The organism is Clostridium sp. CCUG 7971, assembly GCF_017590215.1.
Taxonomy (GTDB): domain Bacteria; phylum Bacillota; class Clostridia; order Peptostreptococcales; family Peptostreptococcaceae; genus Faecalimicrobium.
On the sequence record NZ_JAFFPK010000142.1, the window covers coordinates 1 to 17,558 of the forward strand.

Annotated in this window: 16 protein-coding genes and 1 pseudogene; all 17 read right to left on the reverse strand. The window is 26.1% G+C overall.

Annotated features, from left to right (window positions below; all coding sequences use genetic code 11):
- Nucleotides 1-110: 110 nt before the first annotated feature.
- A complete protein-coding gene (locus JWF52_RS16280) occupies nucleotides 111-911 on the reverse strand; it encodes a formate/nitrite transporter family protein (protein ID WP_208334569.1) in 801 nt (266 codons plus the stop codon).
- Nucleotides 912-939: 28 nt separating this feature from the next.
- Nucleotides 940-1,908, reverse strand: coding sequence for a sulfite reductase subunit C (gene asrC / locus JWF52_RS16285; RefSeq protein ID WP_208334570.1), 969 nt, complete (start codon nucleotides 1,906-1,908; stop codon nucleotides 940-942).
- A gap of 12 nt (nucleotides 1,909-1,920) precedes the next feature.
- Complete coding sequence (gene asrB, locus JWF52_RS16290; RefSeq protein ID WP_208334571.1) at nucleotides 1,921-2,712, reverse strand: anaerobic sulfite reductase subunit AsrB; 792 nt, start codon at nucleotides 2,710-2,712, stop codon at nucleotides 1,921-1,923.
- Nucleotide 2,713: 1 nt separating this feature from the next.
- Entirely contained in the window at nucleotides 2,714-3,739 is a 1,026-nt protein-coding gene (gene asrA / locus JWF52_RS16295; RefSeq protein ID WP_208334584.1) for an anaerobic sulfite reductase subunit AsrA, read from the reverse strand.
- A 208-nt stretch (nucleotides 3,740-3,947) separates the two neighbouring features.
- A complete protein-coding gene (locus JWF52_RS16300; RefSeq protein ID WP_208334572.1) occupies nucleotides 3,948-4,637 on the reverse strand; it encodes a Crp/Fnr family transcriptional regulator in 690 nt (229 codons plus the stop codon).
- Between the two features lie 95 nt (nucleotides 4,638-4,732).
- Nucleotides 4,733-5,203 carry a zinc ribbon domain-containing protein gene (locus JWF52_RS16305; protein ID WP_208334573.1) on the reverse strand — a complete coding sequence of 157 codons (471 nt, stop codon included), beginning with the start codon at nucleotides 5,201-5,203 and terminating at the stop codon, nucleotides 4,733-4,735.
- Nucleotides 5,204-5,227: 24 nt separating this feature from the next.
- Nucleotides 5,228-6,574, reverse strand: a complete 1,347-nt coding sequence (locus JWF52_RS16310) for a hypothetical protein (protein WP_208334574.1) — start codon at nucleotides 6,572-6,574, stop codon at nucleotides 5,228-5,230.
- A 91-nt stretch (nucleotides 6,575-6,665) separates the two neighbouring features.
- Complete coding sequence (locus tag JWF52_RS16315) at nucleotides 6,666-6,968, reverse strand: rhodanese-like domain-containing protein (protein WP_208334575.1); 303 nt, start codon at nucleotides 6,966-6,968, stop codon at nucleotides 6,666-6,668.
- Between the two features lie 67 nt (nucleotides 6,969-7,035).
- The gene (locus tag JWF52_RS16320) at nucleotides 7,036-7,836 is read right to left on the reverse strand and encodes an MORN repeat-containing protein (RefSeq protein ID WP_208334576.1); all 801 of its coding nucleotides are present in this window, start codon (nucleotides 7,834-7,836) and stop codon (nucleotides 7,036-7,038) included.
- 406 nt (nucleotides 7,837-8,242) lie between these two features.
- Nucleotides 8,243-9,109, reverse strand: a complete 867-nt coding sequence (locus JWF52_RS16325; RefSeq protein ID WP_208334577.1) for a YitT family protein — start codon at nucleotides 9,107-9,109, stop codon at nucleotides 8,243-8,245.
- A 429-nt stretch (nucleotides 9,110-9,538) separates the two neighbouring features.
- The gene (locus tag JWF52_RS16330) at nucleotides 9,539-10,228 is read right to left on the reverse strand and encodes an LrgB family protein (RefSeq protein ID WP_208334578.1); all 690 of its coding nucleotides are present in this window, start codon (nucleotides 10,226-10,228) and stop codon (nucleotides 9,539-9,541) included.
- Nucleotides 10,229-10,230: 2 nt separating this feature from the next.
- Nucleotides 10,231-10,593 carry a CidA/LrgA family protein gene (locus tag JWF52_RS16335; RefSeq protein WP_208334579.1) on the reverse strand — a complete coding sequence of 121 codons (363 nt, stop codon included), beginning with the start codon at nucleotides 10,591-10,593 and terminating at the stop codon, nucleotides 10,231-10,233.
- A 117-nt stretch (nucleotides 10,594-10,710) separates the two neighbouring features.
- Complete coding sequence (locus JWF52_RS16340) at nucleotides 10,711-11,676, reverse strand: WG repeat-containing protein (protein ID WP_208334580.1); 966 nt, start codon at nucleotides 11,674-11,676, stop codon at nucleotides 10,711-10,713.
- A gap of 95 nt (nucleotides 11,677-11,771) precedes the next feature.
- Complete coding sequence (locus tag JWF52_RS16345; protein ID WP_208334581.1) at nucleotides 11,772-12,746, reverse strand: dipeptidase; 975 nt, start codon at nucleotides 12,744-12,746, stop codon at nucleotides 11,772-11,774.
- A 104-nt stretch (nucleotides 12,747-12,850) separates the two neighbouring features.
- Nucleotides 12,851-14,218, reverse strand: coding sequence for a tetratricopeptide repeat protein (locus JWF52_RS16350; protein WP_208334582.1), 1,368 nt, complete (start codon nucleotides 14,216-14,218; stop codon nucleotides 12,851-12,853).
- A 130-nt stretch (nucleotides 14,219-14,348) separates the two neighbouring features.
- A pseudogene (locus tag JWF52_RS16355) lies at nucleotides 14,349-15,733 on the reverse strand (aldehyde dehydrogenase).
- 113 nt (nucleotides 15,734-15,846) lie between these two features.
- Nucleotides 15,847-17,331 (reverse strand): VanW family protein, encoded by a 1,485-nt coding sequence (locus JWF52_RS16360; protein ID WP_208334583.1) that lies wholly within the window; start codon nucleotides 17,329-17,331, stop codon nucleotides 15,847-15,849.
- Nucleotides 17,332-17,558 lie beyond the last annotated feature (227 nt).

Below are 17,558 nucleotides of genomic sequence, written 5' to 3' on the forward strand. Positions count from 1 at the left end.
ATAAATATCACTCTATTATTTAGAAAGTTTTTTTCATTTTATTATTTTTACACTGACTATTTATAACATAAAAAAATAAAAGAGCCTAAGGGCTCTTTTATTTTTTTATGTTATGTTATTTCTTTTGTCTTTTTATTTTTATTATTTTCATTTCCTAATATATAACTGCCTAGACCCATAAATATTGCTCCTCCAGCCATATTTCCAAGAGTGACTGCTGCTAAATTATATATTGCACCTGATATAGCAACACTTTGTATTGCTGGAGAAAATAAAGCAACTCCAAATATAGTCATATTTGCAACACTATGTTCAAATCCACTAGTTATAAAAGTAAATAAACATAAAAATATCATAATTAATTTGGCACTATCATCATTAGTCCTAAATGAACACAATACAGCTACACAAACTAATATATTACAAAGAACTCCTCTAAAGAAAAGTGATGTAAATGAAGCTGATACTTTTGCTGCTACTGCTGTTGTGAAAAACTCCATAACTGGACCTTTATCTATTAATCCTGTTCCAACAAACAAAGCTGCTACTATTAATGATCCTATTAAGTTACCTATAAAGCTATATATCCATACTTTTGATGTATCTTTAACACTTACACCTTTATTTAAACTTCCTACTGCCATTACCATATTATTTCCAGTAAATAATTCTGTCCCAGTCATTATAACTAAACTAAGTGCTACTGCAAATGATAATCCCATCATTATTTTAGTCATTGGAGAATTTGCTTGAGTTAATAAACCTCCAACTGTAAAAATTAATATTACACCTAATCCTACATAAAGTCCTGCAAAAGCAGCAGACACAGTATATCTAAGTTTACTTCCATTTAATAGATTTACCTTATTCCTTGCTGCATTAGTCAATTTTTCTAATGTTTCTTTATGCATTTTTATTTCCCCCTAAAAATGTTTTTATTTAGTATCTAACACCGCTCCAATATACATTTTCATTAACTTTTGTAATATTCTTAAACTCAACACCTTCTAATGCCCATTTTTTAAATTCCATAAATCCAGTTCTATCAACTATATATCCTATATGTTCTTTTCCTCCTGGAGCATTTCTATCTATATATTTATCTACATATTTATATGTGTTAAGTATTATCTTAACTATACTATCTTCATCAGCCCATACTAAAAAATCCTCTGCAAGTCTTGGGTTTTTCTTACCAGTTCTACCCATTATAGCTAACCTATAATATTTTTTATTATCCCTTGTCCATGCTCCTGTTGGACAATTAAGTACACATTCTCCACATCCTATACATTTATCATGATCTCTTATAACTTTATAATTTTCTGATTTTAAAGCTCCTGTTGATAAGACTTTACATTTTTTAACACATGCACCACATGATACACATCTATCTTTTTCATAATGTGGTAGTGTCATTCCTATTATTCCAAAATCATGTGTTCTAGCTTTTATACAATCATTTGGACATCCTGTTAGCGAAACTTTAAAGTGAAAATCATTTGGAAATATTTCTTTTTCTATTCTAGCTGCAAATTCAGTTGTATTATATTGAGCCTTTGGACAGACTTTATTTCCTATACATGCTGCTATATTTCTAGTACCTGCTGCAGGGTATCCCTTATTTTTTTCATACTGATTTATATTCATCTTTTCTATAACTGGCTGAATAAGTTTATTGACCTCATCCATATCCTCCATACTTATACCAAGTATCTCAAATCCTTGCCTAGTTGTTATATGAATTTGTCCATTTCCATATTCATTTGCAACTTTAGAAACTATCATTAGACTTTCAGGGTCTACACATCCACCTGGTATTCTAACTCTAAGAGAAGTTTCATATTTATTTTTAGTTATTCTAAAAGCATTTTTCATTACTTTCTTAGTATTTATATCTCTTATCATATTAAATTCCCCCTAATCTATAAGATTTTTAGCATAAGAATAATCAAATACTGGTCCATCTATACATATATAAGTATCATCCATTTTACAATGTCCACATTTTCCTACTCCACAACACATCTTTCTTTCATATGAAACCCAAATATTATTTTCAGCTAAATTTCTCTTTAAAAATTCCTCTACTGTAAATTTCATCATCATAGGAGGACCCACTACTATGGCGCTAGCATTATTAATATCATCTATTGAAAGATTTGCTATATACTTTGTTACTAGTCCTACATGACCTTTATAATCTTTTTCAGCCTTATCAACTGTCATAATTACTTCTAGTTTTTCACTCCATCTTTTTAAATCTTCTTTAAATAAGATATCTTGAGGAGATCTAAACCCTACTATCAACTTAAAACTTTTACATTTATCTATATTTTTATAAAAATATTCAACTATTCCTCTAACTGGAGCAAGACCACTTCCTCCTGCAACTACTACTATTTCTCTATCTTCATATATACTTACATCAAAACCATTTCCATATGGTCCTCTTATAAAGAATCTATCTCCAATTTTATAATTAAATAATTCATTAGTAACTTTACCAACGCTTCTTATAGTAAAATCTACATAATCATCTCCATATCCTGATACTGATATTGGACTTTCTCCAAACTTAGGTATAGACACTTCATAAAATTTTCCTGGCAAAACATCATCTGTACTACATTTAACTCTATATGTCCATTCTATCTCCGTATGCTTTACTATATCTATTATTTCTGCTCCTACTGGTATATATTGGTTCATATTAAATTTCCTCCTTGTTGACTTCATCATTTACTTTTTCTATACAACTTGAAAATGATATATATTGTGGGCATGCATCATCACATCTTCCACATCCAACACACATATGATTACCAAATCTTTTGTTAAAGTCATAAATTTTATGCATTGTTTTAAACCTCATTCTTTGGCCATGTTTATTTCTAAATGAATGCCCTCCTGCCATATCACTATATCCATCTACTTGACAAGAAGCCCATACCCTTCTTCGTTCTCCGACATTTTCGTTTTCTTTATAGAAAATATCTTGCATAGTAAAGCATGAACATGTTGGACAGACAAAATTACATCTTCCGCAAGCTATACATCTTGCATCATATTCATCCCACATAGGGTTTTGTGATATTTTTTTAGAATCTAAATCTTTTGGAATTTCTATAGATATTGTGTTTTCTTTAACATAATCAACTAAAAAATCAGTAGACTCTCCTTCAAAAATATCTAAATCTTTATCTTTTATATCTAAATAAACTTCATTATCTCTTAAATTTAATGCCATAGAGTAATTATCAGTTTTATTTGAATCCATACTTACGCAAAAGCAATTTCTAAAGCTTTCCTTACATCCAACTAAAACAAATTTTACTTTTTCTCTAAGTCTTTTATAATAATAATCTTCTTCTATTCCATTTTCTAAATATATTTGATCTAATCTTTTTACTGCATTTATATCACATGCTCTTAAAAAGATAATCGTTTTCTTATTATCAATATCACTTTCTTTGAATTCTTTTTCTGTAAAGTAGAATAATATCTGTGTTATTGGCAGAATTATTTCCTTTGGTGAAAAGTTTGATTTTCTACTAAGCTCCATTTCTTCTATGCTACTTACCTCTTGATACCTTACTACATCAGTATCCGAATATGTACCTTTATATGGCATTGATACTGGTGCAAGTATTTTGTAGTCATTGCTTAAATGTTTCAATCCTTCATTAAAGCTTGCTAAGTTTAATTTTTTTTCATGACTTAACCACCTTTTCCCTATCTTTGTTAATAAAATATTAACACTTGCTTATTGAGTTTTCTGTGACTATTATCACAATATAAAAAATTCTCTCTTAATTAATTGAAATAATTACATTTCGTATTAATTAAGAGAGAATTTTTATAACTATAATCCTTCATATAATAAAAGACCTTAATTTTATTCTTATCATATATAATTCAATTCATTTTTATACTCATAATACAATCTAGTTACCTTTAAAGTATTTAGCTAATTCTTCTTTCTTTGTATAGATTTTTTTACCATCTACTTTAACTAATTCTTTATCTTGTAATATTTTCATAGACCTTGATAAAGTCTCTCTTTTACATCCTAACATATCTGCTAAATAGGTTATTGTTAAGTTAAAATTTATAAGAGTCCATTCTCCATTTCTTATTCCAAATTCTTTGCTTATTCTATATAGTTTAGCTGCTAGTTTTTTGTCTATTTTAATAGATATAGAATTTTTAAGTTGTCTATATAATCTTCTAGTTCTTAATTCAGAATATGATAATATATTTCTTGTTAATATAAAGTCCATTTCCATAAGATTTAAAAATTTTTTCATATCACATTCTAGAACCAAAGATTTTTCAAATGCTTCGCATCCAATTGTTGAATTTCTTTTGTTATCTATTAAAACTTCATTTATCATTTCCCCTTCCTTTAGCATAAATATTATTTTTCGTTCTCCATTTTCGCTTATTTTAAATATTGATACTTTTCCTTCTAATAAAAAATATATTTTACTTATGCTATCATTTTCACGAAATAATACTTCTTTTTTTTCCAATTTTCTAATAGAACTTATCTCTAAAACACTTTTTATTGATGCGTTACTTATATTTTTAAATATATGTATTTTATCAATATCACACTCTCTAATTTTTTTCACATTCATCACCTTAATATTTATAAACTATATATTATTATACCACATTCAGTTTTATATTTATAAAACCTAAAAAAGGTGAATATATATTCACCTTTTTATAACCCTAATTTATTACCACAGCATATACAATAGTTACTATCTGCGTCCATTTTATTATTACAATGTGTACAAATTTTAAAATCTACTTGACTATCCTCTGATTGAATCTTTCTACCACATTCAACACAGAATTTATCATTTACATTTGCTACATACCCACATTCACAAAAGATTCCTCTTTTATCTTTTTCTAATTGATTTATATTTAAATTATTTTCATATATTATTTTATCTAGTTCTAATATTTCATTACATAATTCATTAAAACTGTAATCATTGATTTCATTTAATCTAATTTTTTTTAATGTAAGAATTCCCATTTCTAGTAATAAATTAGTTTTCTTTAACTCAGCTTCATTTATTACTTTTTTTGTATCTAATTTTGATTTTAGGTGTTCAACTTTTTCTTTTCCTTTTTCAAGATTATCTTGAACTTTCGAAAAATTTTTTTCTATTTTATCCTGCATATCCTATATTCCTTTCTAGAGTTATTAAAATGTATTTAACTTGTACCCTATCCATGATACAACGTAGCTATATATAAAAGATATTAAAATAGTAGATGGGATGCTTGTTCCCATAAAAATTGATGCATTATAATTATTCATCTCAAATAAAGATATATTTCCTCCTAATGTTATATAGCTAAACATTGCCAATATACCCATAACAATTGAATAAGATATCGCAAATATTAAAATTGCTTTTTTTCCATTTTCTTTATATTTATATTTAATATTGCACCCTGATATTAAAACTATTAATAAAGATAAAGTAATCATAGAATAAAATATTAATTTAGTATTAAAAAATATTCCTGTATTAAATATAGATATAATATTACTATTTATGCTAATAGGAATAAAGTTTGAAAACTCCCAAATATATGTCGTAAGTTGAGACAATACTACTCCTATATTAAATTTGTCTAAATACCCATAAAGTCCAATTTCATTTAGGAAACTCGCATCTGATAAACTTAATACTAAAAGTAATAAAAATACTGAAACATATCCTATTGCTATTGTATTTATAGCGCTTTTAAATATGTTTAGATATATATTATTATTTCTGTATTTTTTCTTGAATGAAAATATATAAGTGGTCATAAATCCTATAATAAATCCATTAATTAATAGACTTGAAAATCTATATCTAAAGTTTATTGCTAAACCATAGTCTATCATATCCATTGGATTCGATTTAACAGTTGCAAATATACTTATAACAGCTAACATTAATCCATAACTAATTCCAACTCCTATAGAATTTCGTACCACTGAGTTTAAATCTTTATTTTCTTTCCTAAGAAATATAAAGTTAGATATAATTATAGAAATTATAGGTACTATAAGCAATATTAACATACCGATATGAGCTTCTATAGAACCTGATCCTACCATAGTTGATGAATATCCATCTAATACTCCAAGATTTAAAGCCATTACTATATGCAATGGATTTATAATATAACTTATCTCTGAAAATTCTAGACTAATAAATCCTTTTATAAAAAATGCTATAACTAAAAGTATACCTAATGATAAAGAAGACGTTAATAGGATTTTTCCTATATTAAATCTTTCTAAAATATAATTTATATTTTTTTTATTTTCTCTAATACCTTCAAGCTGACTTTTATCATTTATCTCATACATATCAGCTCCACAATACTTACAATAGTTATTTCCTGTGCTATTTTCACCTTCACATATTTTACAAATACTATCTTTTAACTTTTCTAATTTAAAATTATTATTTTTATTGAAATTTAAAGTTTCTCCACTTTTGTCACAATAGTTTTTATATTTACTATTGTTAGTGTCTGTATTATCCATCTTCTCCTCCATTTTTATAATATAATTATTTAGAATATACTAATTGATACATATTATATTGTCAAGTATATTATAAAGCTCTAGCAAATTGCTAGAGCTTATAATCGATTATACCTTTTTCTAAATTATATAAATCTGTAAATCCTGACATAGATAATATATTGCAAGCAGTTATACTTCTATGTCCACTTCTACAATATACAACTACTTTTTTATCTTTATATTCTTCTATATCATCTATATCATATAAAAGATTTTGTAGAGGTATATTAACTGATGTATTTATATTACCTTCTTCATATTCTTCTTTTGTTCTTATATCTAATAAGAAAATATCCTCTTTGTTTTCTATTATCTTCTTTAACTCATTTTTTCCTATGTTTTTAAAGTTCATACTAATTCACCTCTTTTTGTTTATACCCAAAAGTATTATGTCAAAATCATTGTGCTAAGATGAATTACTAGTATCTTAATGAAAATATTTCATCTAAACTCATATTAAATATACAAGGTTTATCAAACTCCCATGTTCCTTCATATATTAATTCATTTTGCAAATAAAAAGTTCCTTTTCCATGCCTTTTTCCGTGCATAAATTCACCTGTGTACTTTTTACCTTCTTCCCATATATATGTACCTTGACCATGAACTAAATTATTCTTCCATTCACCTTCATATATTAAATCTCCGTTGGAAGCATAACATTTTCCATAGCCTTCCATTTTATTATTATTAAACTCGCCTACATATATACACCCATCATTCCATTTATATATTCCCATACCAGATTTTTTACCGTCTTTCCAATTACCTATGTATTCATCTTGGCTTTTATAGTTCATTTGACCTATACCACTCATTACATCATCTTCGAAAGATCCTATATATATATTTCCACTTGGAAATGTACACATTCCCTTACCTGACTTTATATCATTTTTAAATTCTCCTAAGTATTCTATACCTTCTATAAATGTGTAAATGCCTTTACCATTCATTTTACCATCTACTATTTTTCCTATATATATATCACCATTTGAAAAGTTATATATTTTGTTATTTATTTTTTTCTTTTTTACTTCTTCATTCTCTTGTATTATTTTACCTTCTTCTAATGCTAACATTTCTTCTTCTGTTGCTTTTTCATCTTTTCTTAATGTATTTTTTTGTATGCTTTTAACTGATTTAATTTCTTTATTTACTTCATTTATAAATCTTAAGTATTCGTTATATATATCAATGTGTTCTTTAGATAACCTCATAATGTACTTCTCCTATCACCACTAGTCAACTATTATTACCTCAAACTTATTATATATTAAATCCATTCTACTTTTCTATATATATATTTAAAAATATAATTTTAGTATACTTATTTAATTAATAAAAAAATAAACTTTAAGTAAATATTATTTAAAATTAAAAATAGGCTACACCCTCGCCTGGTATACCCTACTTTTAACTTCACATATAAAATTATCCGAATTCCATTAAATAGCTTAAGCTTTCCGCTCCATTTACTATAATCTATACCAACTTCTTCTTCACTACTCCCACATATAATTATGTATAAGTAATACCGATGTAATTTAAACTCTAGAGTTTTGAGAGGATACGCACTCCTCTCAATATATATTATATATAAAATTTATAAGTTTTATACATATCTTATAAAAATTTTTCTTTAAATCCTCTTCCTTTAACTTCATTTACATCATTAACTGACATAAATGATTTTTTATCATACTTTAATGATATTTCTTTTATTTTTGGTATTTCATTGGACGAAACTATACAGTATATAAGTTTCTTTCTTTCATGAGTATAAGCACCCTCAGCCTCTAAAAAAGTAACACCTCTATGCAATTCATGCATTATTTCTTTTGCTATGGCTTCACTTTCTTTAGATATAACCATTACAGATTTTTGATTATTCATAGCATCCTTTACAATATTCATTACTGAAGAACTTAAAAACATTCCTATAAGAGTATATAATGCCAATTGCATTCCAAATAGTACTCCACCTATTGATACTATTAAAATATTTATAAAAAGCATTGTATCTTTTACTGGAATATTAATTTTCATCTTTAATATTGCTGCTATTATATCCGTTCCACCTTGTGAGCTTTTAGTCTTAAATACAAGTCCTGATCCTATACCTGATAGTATACCTCCATATACACTTTGAAGTAATATATCTTTTACTGGTATAAATTGACCTACATCCTGTGTTATACCTAATAATGTAGAAAATAGTATCATGTTTATTAAACTTGTAATACAAAACTCTCTCTCTAGGTAAATAAATCCTAAAATGAATATAGGTATATTTATAATAAATGTTAATAAACCTATATTTATATCAGTTATATAATTTATAGCTGCTGATGCACCAGGCACTCCTCCACTTAATAGATGTGCTGGTCTTAAAAAACCGTTGACCCCTATAGATGAAATTGTCATTCCTGCTATTATGACAATATATCTTAAAAATATATTGTCTTCTAGGGCGGTGTTAACTTTACTCATTTCTTTCTCCCTTCACCTTTTTCTACGTAGTCATGTACATAGATATTTTGATTAAATAATATTTTTTATAATATATATTATTTAATACATCATATATTATATTACCTTTTTCTTATATGTCCAGTGCAGATTTTTTAATTTACATATATTGTAAATTTAAAGTATTTAACTTCTGATTAAATAAATCAAATTCTATCATAGCATGATAAATATATTTTAAATCTTGCAATAAATTATTACTTTATTATTTGCTTAATTTTTAATATTATCACTACCTTATATAGTATTTTCAGTTTCTTATACGCTTTACATACTGTATACATGAATTACTAAAATGAAATATATATTTTTAAAGTTTCAATTTATGAATAAGTAATTTTACTTATTTCATTTTTACTTAGTAAATTTATTTTTTATTTTAATTAAATTTTATAATAAATTTATTATTATAGGTATTAAAATAACTGTTATTATTCCAGATATACCTATGGATAAACCACTCATTGCACCTTCTACTTCTCCCATTTCTAATGCTTTTGATGTTCCTAGTGCGTGTGCTGATGTTCCTAGTGCAATCCCTTTTGCTACTGGATGATTTATCTTACCTATTTTAAATACCACTGGAGCCAATATACCTCCTAGTATTCCTGTAAAAATTATAGCAACTACAGTTACAGATTCTATTCCATTAATTGTATTTGTTAAAGATAATCCCATTGGGGTAGTTATTGACTTTGGAATTAATGAATTAATTATATCCATATTGGCATTTGTAAATTTTCCAATTATCATTACAGATATAAAGGATACTACAACTCCTGAACCTATGCCTATAAGTATTTCTAATAAATGTTTTTTAAATAAATCGAATTGTTTATATAATGGAACTGCAAGAACTATTGTAACAGGCCCTAAAAAGTAATTTATATTATCTCCTCCGATTTTATAACTTTCATAAGGTATTTTAGTTATATCTAAAAATAGTATAATTCCTAGTATAGCTATTAATAATGGATTGAATATTGCTTTTTTCGTTTTTCTCTGTATATATAATCCTATATTAAAAAATAAAATTGTTACAACGATTCCAAATATTGGTGTTTTTAAAATGTCATACATGATTAACTCTCCTTAACTTTACTTTTTATCATTTTTTCGACTACAATACCTGTGAAATACATAACTATAACTGTACTTATAAGTATTGTTATTACTAGCACCCAAACATTACTTGCTATTATATCTAAAGATTTTATTAACGATACTCCTGCAGGTATAAAAAATAGTGCCATATTGTCTAAAAATAAATTGCTGAGTTTTTCTATCCCTTCAAGTTTTATTATTTTGAATTGTAGCATTAAAAATAATAAAATCATCCCCACTATACTTCCTGGTATTACAACTATACTTCGTATTAGCGAGCTAATATATTCTCCTACAGCCCATATACCTAATATTAAAGCTAGCTGATTAAATAGTTTCATTGTTATTCCTCCTTAAAAAATCTGATTAAAATATTAATGAAAAGTTAAAGGGAGGTTTAATCCTCCCTTTTCCCCCTTATCTATATTACTACTTTGGTATTTTTTTTTCAATTTAATTTATAAAATCAATTTTCCGTATTTATCTATATAGTTGTTATTATTTCCATCTATTACTTGAGCATATCCATCTTCAAAGTCTGATATAGAATCAAATATAGGAATTATTTCTATATCTCCTTCTTTATTTAAAAATCCCCACATTCCACCCTTAGGGCTACTTATTCCTCTTGTTAATGAATTATATCCTATATTAAATCTAGCCAATCCATCTTTAAAATTACAGGCATAATCAAATATTGGATCAATAATTATTTCACCCATTTTGTTTATATAACCCCATTTTTCATCTATGCATATAGCCGCTAAATCTTCATAAAATGGCTTAGCTCTATCAAATAATAGCTCTATTTTTAAATCTCCACATGTATCTATATATCCCCACTTATCACCCACTCTAACTGCTGCTAATCCCTCTGAAAAATCTGTTGCTATATCATATCTTGGAGATACTATAAATTCCCCTAATTTATTTATATATCCATACTTATTCTTAACTTCAACTAAAGCCCGTTCATCAAAAAATTGGTTTACATATGTGTATGTATTAGGTATTACAATATCTCCATCCTTATTAATAAATCCCCATTTTTTATTTATCTTTATTCCTGCTAGTCCATCTCTAAAATTTGCTGCCATATCAAATTTAGGTTTTATTATTTCTTTAAGAGATTTATCTATATACCCATAGTTTCCATCCACTTTTATCCTAGCTAATCCTTCATTAAATTCTGATGCACTTTCTAAATGAAGCATTATATTTGTATTTCCTAATTGGTCAATATATCCAAATACCCATCTTACATTTTTTCTTATCTTTTTAATATAAGTAATAACACAGTAACCATCTCTAAATCTTTCTGAGACATATTTAAACCTTGGTTTTACAACAATATTTTTATCTTTATCAATAAACCCATACTTTCCATCTCTAAGTATCGGAAGAAATAAATTTTTATTTATCATGCTTAGCCTCCCCCAATAAAAAATAATTTTATCCTAACATTACAGTTTATTATTTTATAGGGTATACTATGCTTATTCTTAAAATACTGTTATCTTTACTTGTTTACATTATCTTTTATAAAATTCAAAAAGTTTTTATTTGAAATTTTTTCTATATCTGTATCTTTATAACCTCTATTTTTAAGTTCATAAATTATGTTTTGAGTTTTAGATGCATTTTCTAATCCAATTGTTACTTCTTTTCTTGCATGAATATTTTCTTGTACATCATCTTCTATATAATCACAATAATCAAAGCCAAAACATACTGAATCAATACCTATTAAGTCAACCATATGGTCTATATGATTAATTAGATTTTTCAAATCTTTTTTTGACTTTTCTTCGTGTATAAAGTCTCTATATGCATTTATACCTACTATTCCTCCAGTATCTTTAATAAGCTTTAACTGTTCATCTAGTAAGTTTCTGCCTACGTTACATAGTTTTCTACAATTAGAATGACTCGCTATTATAGGTTTTTTAGTATTATTATAGATATCATAAAAAGTTTTATCACTTGCATGAGATACATCTATTACAATTCCAAGTTCTGAAGCTAATTTTATATACTCTTTTCCTTTTTCTTTAATCCCACAATCATTATTTACCTTTATTCCGCATGCGAATTCATTTTCTTCATTCCAAGTTAGTGAAGAAAATCTTATACCATAGTCATATATTTCTTCTACCTTACTAATGTCACCTTCTAGTACACTAAGACCTTCTAAATTCATCATGGCTGTTATTTTTCCTGACTCTAATGAATTTATATACTCTTTATAATTTTTAGATATAGATAAATAATTCTTTGAAATTTCAACTTCATCTTTAGCATATTTCATCATTTTTTTAAATGTTTCATAATTATCATATTTGCTATTAGGCTTTGTCCAAAATACAAATATTCCCCCATTTATTCCACCTTGATTAAATTTATTTAGATGATATTTTTCGATTATATTACTTTCACCATTTATTTTTTTATTAAATATATCTGTAAATATATCTGCATGAATATCTAGTATCATGTTCAATCCTCCTTATTATAGTAAAAATTTATTTTCTAATTTTATAGTTATTACATAAAAAAAGTATTACAAAATAATTGTAATACTCTTTCAAAATTATATGCTTATTTTTCTTTTAAAATTTCTTTTACTTTAGAGTTATTATACATACTATCTGGAACTTCACTTCTCATTCCATAGAATGTTTTCTTAGCTTTTTCCAAATCTCCATTATTGTAATATAACATACCTAATTGATAAAAAGCATCATCATAGTACTCTGACTTAGATGTATAAGTATTTATATACTTATTATAGTACTTTATAGCTTCTTCCTTATTTCCTTTTTTTTCACTTATAAGAGCCACTTGGTATATTGATTCAGAAATAAATTTTTGTGATTTTCCACTATCTATAACATGTTTAAAGTTATTTATAGCTTCATCATATTTTTCTTCTTTTTTTAATTTTAAGGCTTCATTATAAAGTGTTTGCTCATCTGCTACTACTACTACTTCTTTAGGTGATTGTTTCTCCTCATTTTTTGCTTTATCTAATTCCTTGTTAGTATCATCTAATTGCTGAGTCTTTTCATCTAACTTTTTATCTGCTTCACTTAACTTTTGTTCTTTGTTAGTAATCTCTGATTCAAGATTATTCATTTTATTTTTTGTATTTAAATAAAACGCTCCCATACCTATAGCTAAACAACCTATAATTATATATGGTAAAGGACCCTTTTTATTTGATTTTTTAGAATTTTCTTCCTTTTTTGATGATTCTTTAGGTTCTACCGTATCACTTTCTTTGTTTTCTTCAAATATTTCATTATCTTTATCTATTTCTCTAAGTTTATGTAAATAAATTTCTCTCTTTTTTATATTTTCAAGTTTATCATATAACAATGATAATATAACATATGGTTCTATAAGTTCTGGATTTTCATCTATAATATTATCTAATATTTGTATAGATTCTTGATTTAATTCTTCATTTATAAATCTTATAGAATGATTATATCTTCTTAAAAAGACATTAAAATCTTCTGATGATAACATATCAACATATTTTCTAGATAATTCATTATTTCCATAACACATACCTGTATAAAAACTTTCAAACGCTCTTGAAAAGTCACATTTTAATAACTTAAGCAATCCCTTTAGATTAAGAATATCAACATCCTTAGGGTTAACTTCTAATGCTTTTTCAACAATATCACATGCACTCGTTATGTAATTTTTTTCTGCTAAATCTAGTGCATTATTATATCTTTTGTATGATTCTATTTTTAATTCTTTCGTTGTATCATCTGATGCACTATTTAATGTGTTTTGTAAATTTAGTATAGTTTCTTCTTTATAGTTTGTTGTAACATAGCTTTTCTTTAATGCCTTTAATGTATCATTGCTTTCTTCTTCATCTATATTAAAAAAAGTTAAATCACTTTTATCTTCTGCTATCAAAGATGTATCTAAGCTTTTTCTAGGCATATTTTCTATATCTTGTTTGATATTTTTACCTAAAATAACAATCGCCTCCCATTTTAAATATATATCTAAGATACCATATTTGATATTTTAAGTCAAAACTATACATTTATTTCCATATATTTACTTATTTTTAAAATATTTCAAATGATTTTTTTAAAAATTTAATTGCTTTTTTACTATATGGAGGATATTTTATCGGAATATCTATTTTTGACGACTTCATAACGCTTTTTTGATGAGAAAATGTTTCAAAACTTTTCTTACCATGATAAGATCCTATACCGCTATAACCAACCCCTCCAAATGGCATATTATGGTTTGTAATATGCATTATAGTATCATTTACACATCCTCCTCCAAAGGATATTGTACTAATGATACTTTCTTCAAATTTATTATTATTTGTGAATAAATAAAGTGCTAGAGGATTTTTATGATTTTCTATAATTTTAATCAAATCATCAAAGTTCTCAAATTCTAAAATAGGCAATATAGGGCCAAATATTTCTTCCCCCATTACTTTATCATTAATATTAGCATTATTTATTATAGTAGGTTCTATTTTTAAATTATTTTCATCTATATTTCCACCATAAATTACTTTTTCATATTCAATTAAAGATATTAACCTCTCAAAATGATTTTTACTTATTATACTTGTATAATCATTGCTTCTTAAAGGTTCATTTGTATAAAATTTTATAATATATTTTTTAATATTTTCTATAAGTTTAGATTTTATTTCTTTATGAGCTATAATATAGTCTGGAGCTATACATGTTTGGCCAGCATTTAAAAATTTTCCCCAAACAATTTTTTTTGCACTTATGTCTAAATCTGCACTTTTATCCACTATACATGGACTTTTCCCCCCTAATTCTAGTGTTACCGGTATTAATTTTTTTGCTGCTGATTCCATAACTATTTTTCCAACCTTTGGGCTTCCTGTGAAAAATATATAATCAAAGTCTTTTTTTAATAAATACTGATTTGTGTCTATTTCACCTTCTACAACCCATATATATTCTTCATTAAAGCTTTCATCTATTATTTTTTTATTATTTTTGATGTATTAGGTGCTAACTCAGATGGTTTTATTACAGAACAGTTACCACCTATAATAGAACCAATTAATGGTGACATACAAAGTTGAAAAGGATAATTCCAAGGTGCCATGATTAAACAGAGACCGTATGGCTGATTGTATATATAACTTTTAGATCCTATATTTAGAGCCGGTGTTTTGACTTTTTTAGGTTTACTCCATTTTTTAATTTTACTTCTTACACTTTTTATTTCCGATATTACAACTCCAATTTCTGTTTCATATGCTTCAAATTCACATTTTTGTAAATCATCTTTAAGTGCTTTTAATATACATTTCTCATTTTTTTTAATTGAAATTAATAATTTATCTAGCTGACTTACTCTAAAGTCTGAGCTCTTAGTAACTTGAGAATTAAAATATTTTTTTTGCTTTTCTAATATATAATCTATTTCTTTAAATTTTTCCATAATAACCTCCTCACCTAATTAAATAAAAATAACCTTTGTTTTAACAAAGGCTATTTTATTTATTAGTTTATATAAATTATATAAAAATTTTCAATTTTATGTTTATAAATTACTTATTCTTGATTTGGCTGTTGTGTATTTTCTGCCGGTGGTACTTCTGCTGGAGGATTTGGAGTATCCGGTTGTTGTGGTGGTGTTACTGGTGGTGTTGTCGCTGGCGGCGTTGTTACTGGTGGCTTTGGAGTTTCTGTTGGTGGCTTTTCTTCTGGTTTTTCCATAGTTCCCACTGCTATAACACCTTGTTTTTTAGGATAATATGATGTTGCTACTTTTTCCTTCTTTGTAACATTTCCATTTTCATCTTTATATATTCTGTATGTAGATACTGTATATCCGTTTCTCCCTTTTTCTAACTGTTTTTCTTCACCTTTTAAAATAGTAGGGTCTTCTACTTTTTTTATAGGTGCTTCAGATACACCATCTATACTTGTTGATATTTGTATGTTTTGTTTATCTTTAGAACTACCATATATTTGACATGTAACAGTATTTCCTGATACATAATTTTTTACATATATAGGGTGTTCAAGTGTGTTTTTAAATACAAAATCTATTCCCGAATCTGTAACAGTTGCATCTCTTCCTTTTGATACATAAGTAGATGGTATTGAATGATTTTTTAGTTCAATAAAACTTACCCCTGAGTATAATGCTGCATTGTAAAGAGTTGATGATACCTGGCAGACCCCTCCTCCTACACCTTCTTGTACAACCCCTTGTACAATTACTGGTGCATTTTTATACCCATTTGCTGTAGTTCTCATGCCTGTATGTTCATTATAAGAAAAACTCTCTCCAGGCATTAATAATACATCACTTGATTTGTTTGCTGCTAATTTTATATTTGTACTTCTCCCAGATACAGATGAATCAAATTTTGTTGTATGACTTCCAAGTAGTGTGTTTACTTCCTGCAATTGCTCCCTTGTTATACTTGGCTCTACTTTTGTAACTACCAATTCTTCTTTTGTATTTCCTTTTTCAAGCTCTCTTACAATATTTTTTAAGCTTTCTTCAACATTTACTTTTAAGCCACTGTTTGAGTCATTTATTTCTATACTTGATCCACTTATATTTATAGATGCATCTTTTACATCTATATCTATATCTCTTGCTATATTTTCTATACGATTTTTTAACTTATCTTTATTATAATCTATAGCTATGTTTAAATTATTTTTTTGACCAAGTTCTGATTTGATAGTCTTATATATATTTTCCATAAAATTTTTTTCTTTATTTAATTTATATGCATTTTCTACAGTACTATCTAAGTCATAAGAAAGATCTATATCTTTAGATGGAACTTGCCACGATTTATCTAAATATGAAATATCCAAATCTTTCAGTCTATACTTTTGTTCTAATTCACTTTTAGCACCTTCTTTTGTTAACCCTCCAACGTTGATACCATTTATATATGTATTTTTAACTATCTTTTGCCCATTTATCTTAGTTATAGTCATCCCTATGAATAATATTACAATTACACTTACTATGCCAATTCCAATATATATATTCTTTTTCATATTACTCATTCTTTTGTTTCTCCTTACATTAAAATTTGTCTATATACTATATATATTTAGATATTACTTTAATATATCCTTTTATAATACATAAAAAACTATTTTTCTTTTATATCTAGTTACATTTTCTATTATAATATGATTTCTAATAAAAAGTCTAATTTTAAAGTTCATTCTAATGAAACCATTTTATTCCAAATGCATAAATTTTAAAGAAAAAGAGTATTAAGATGTGT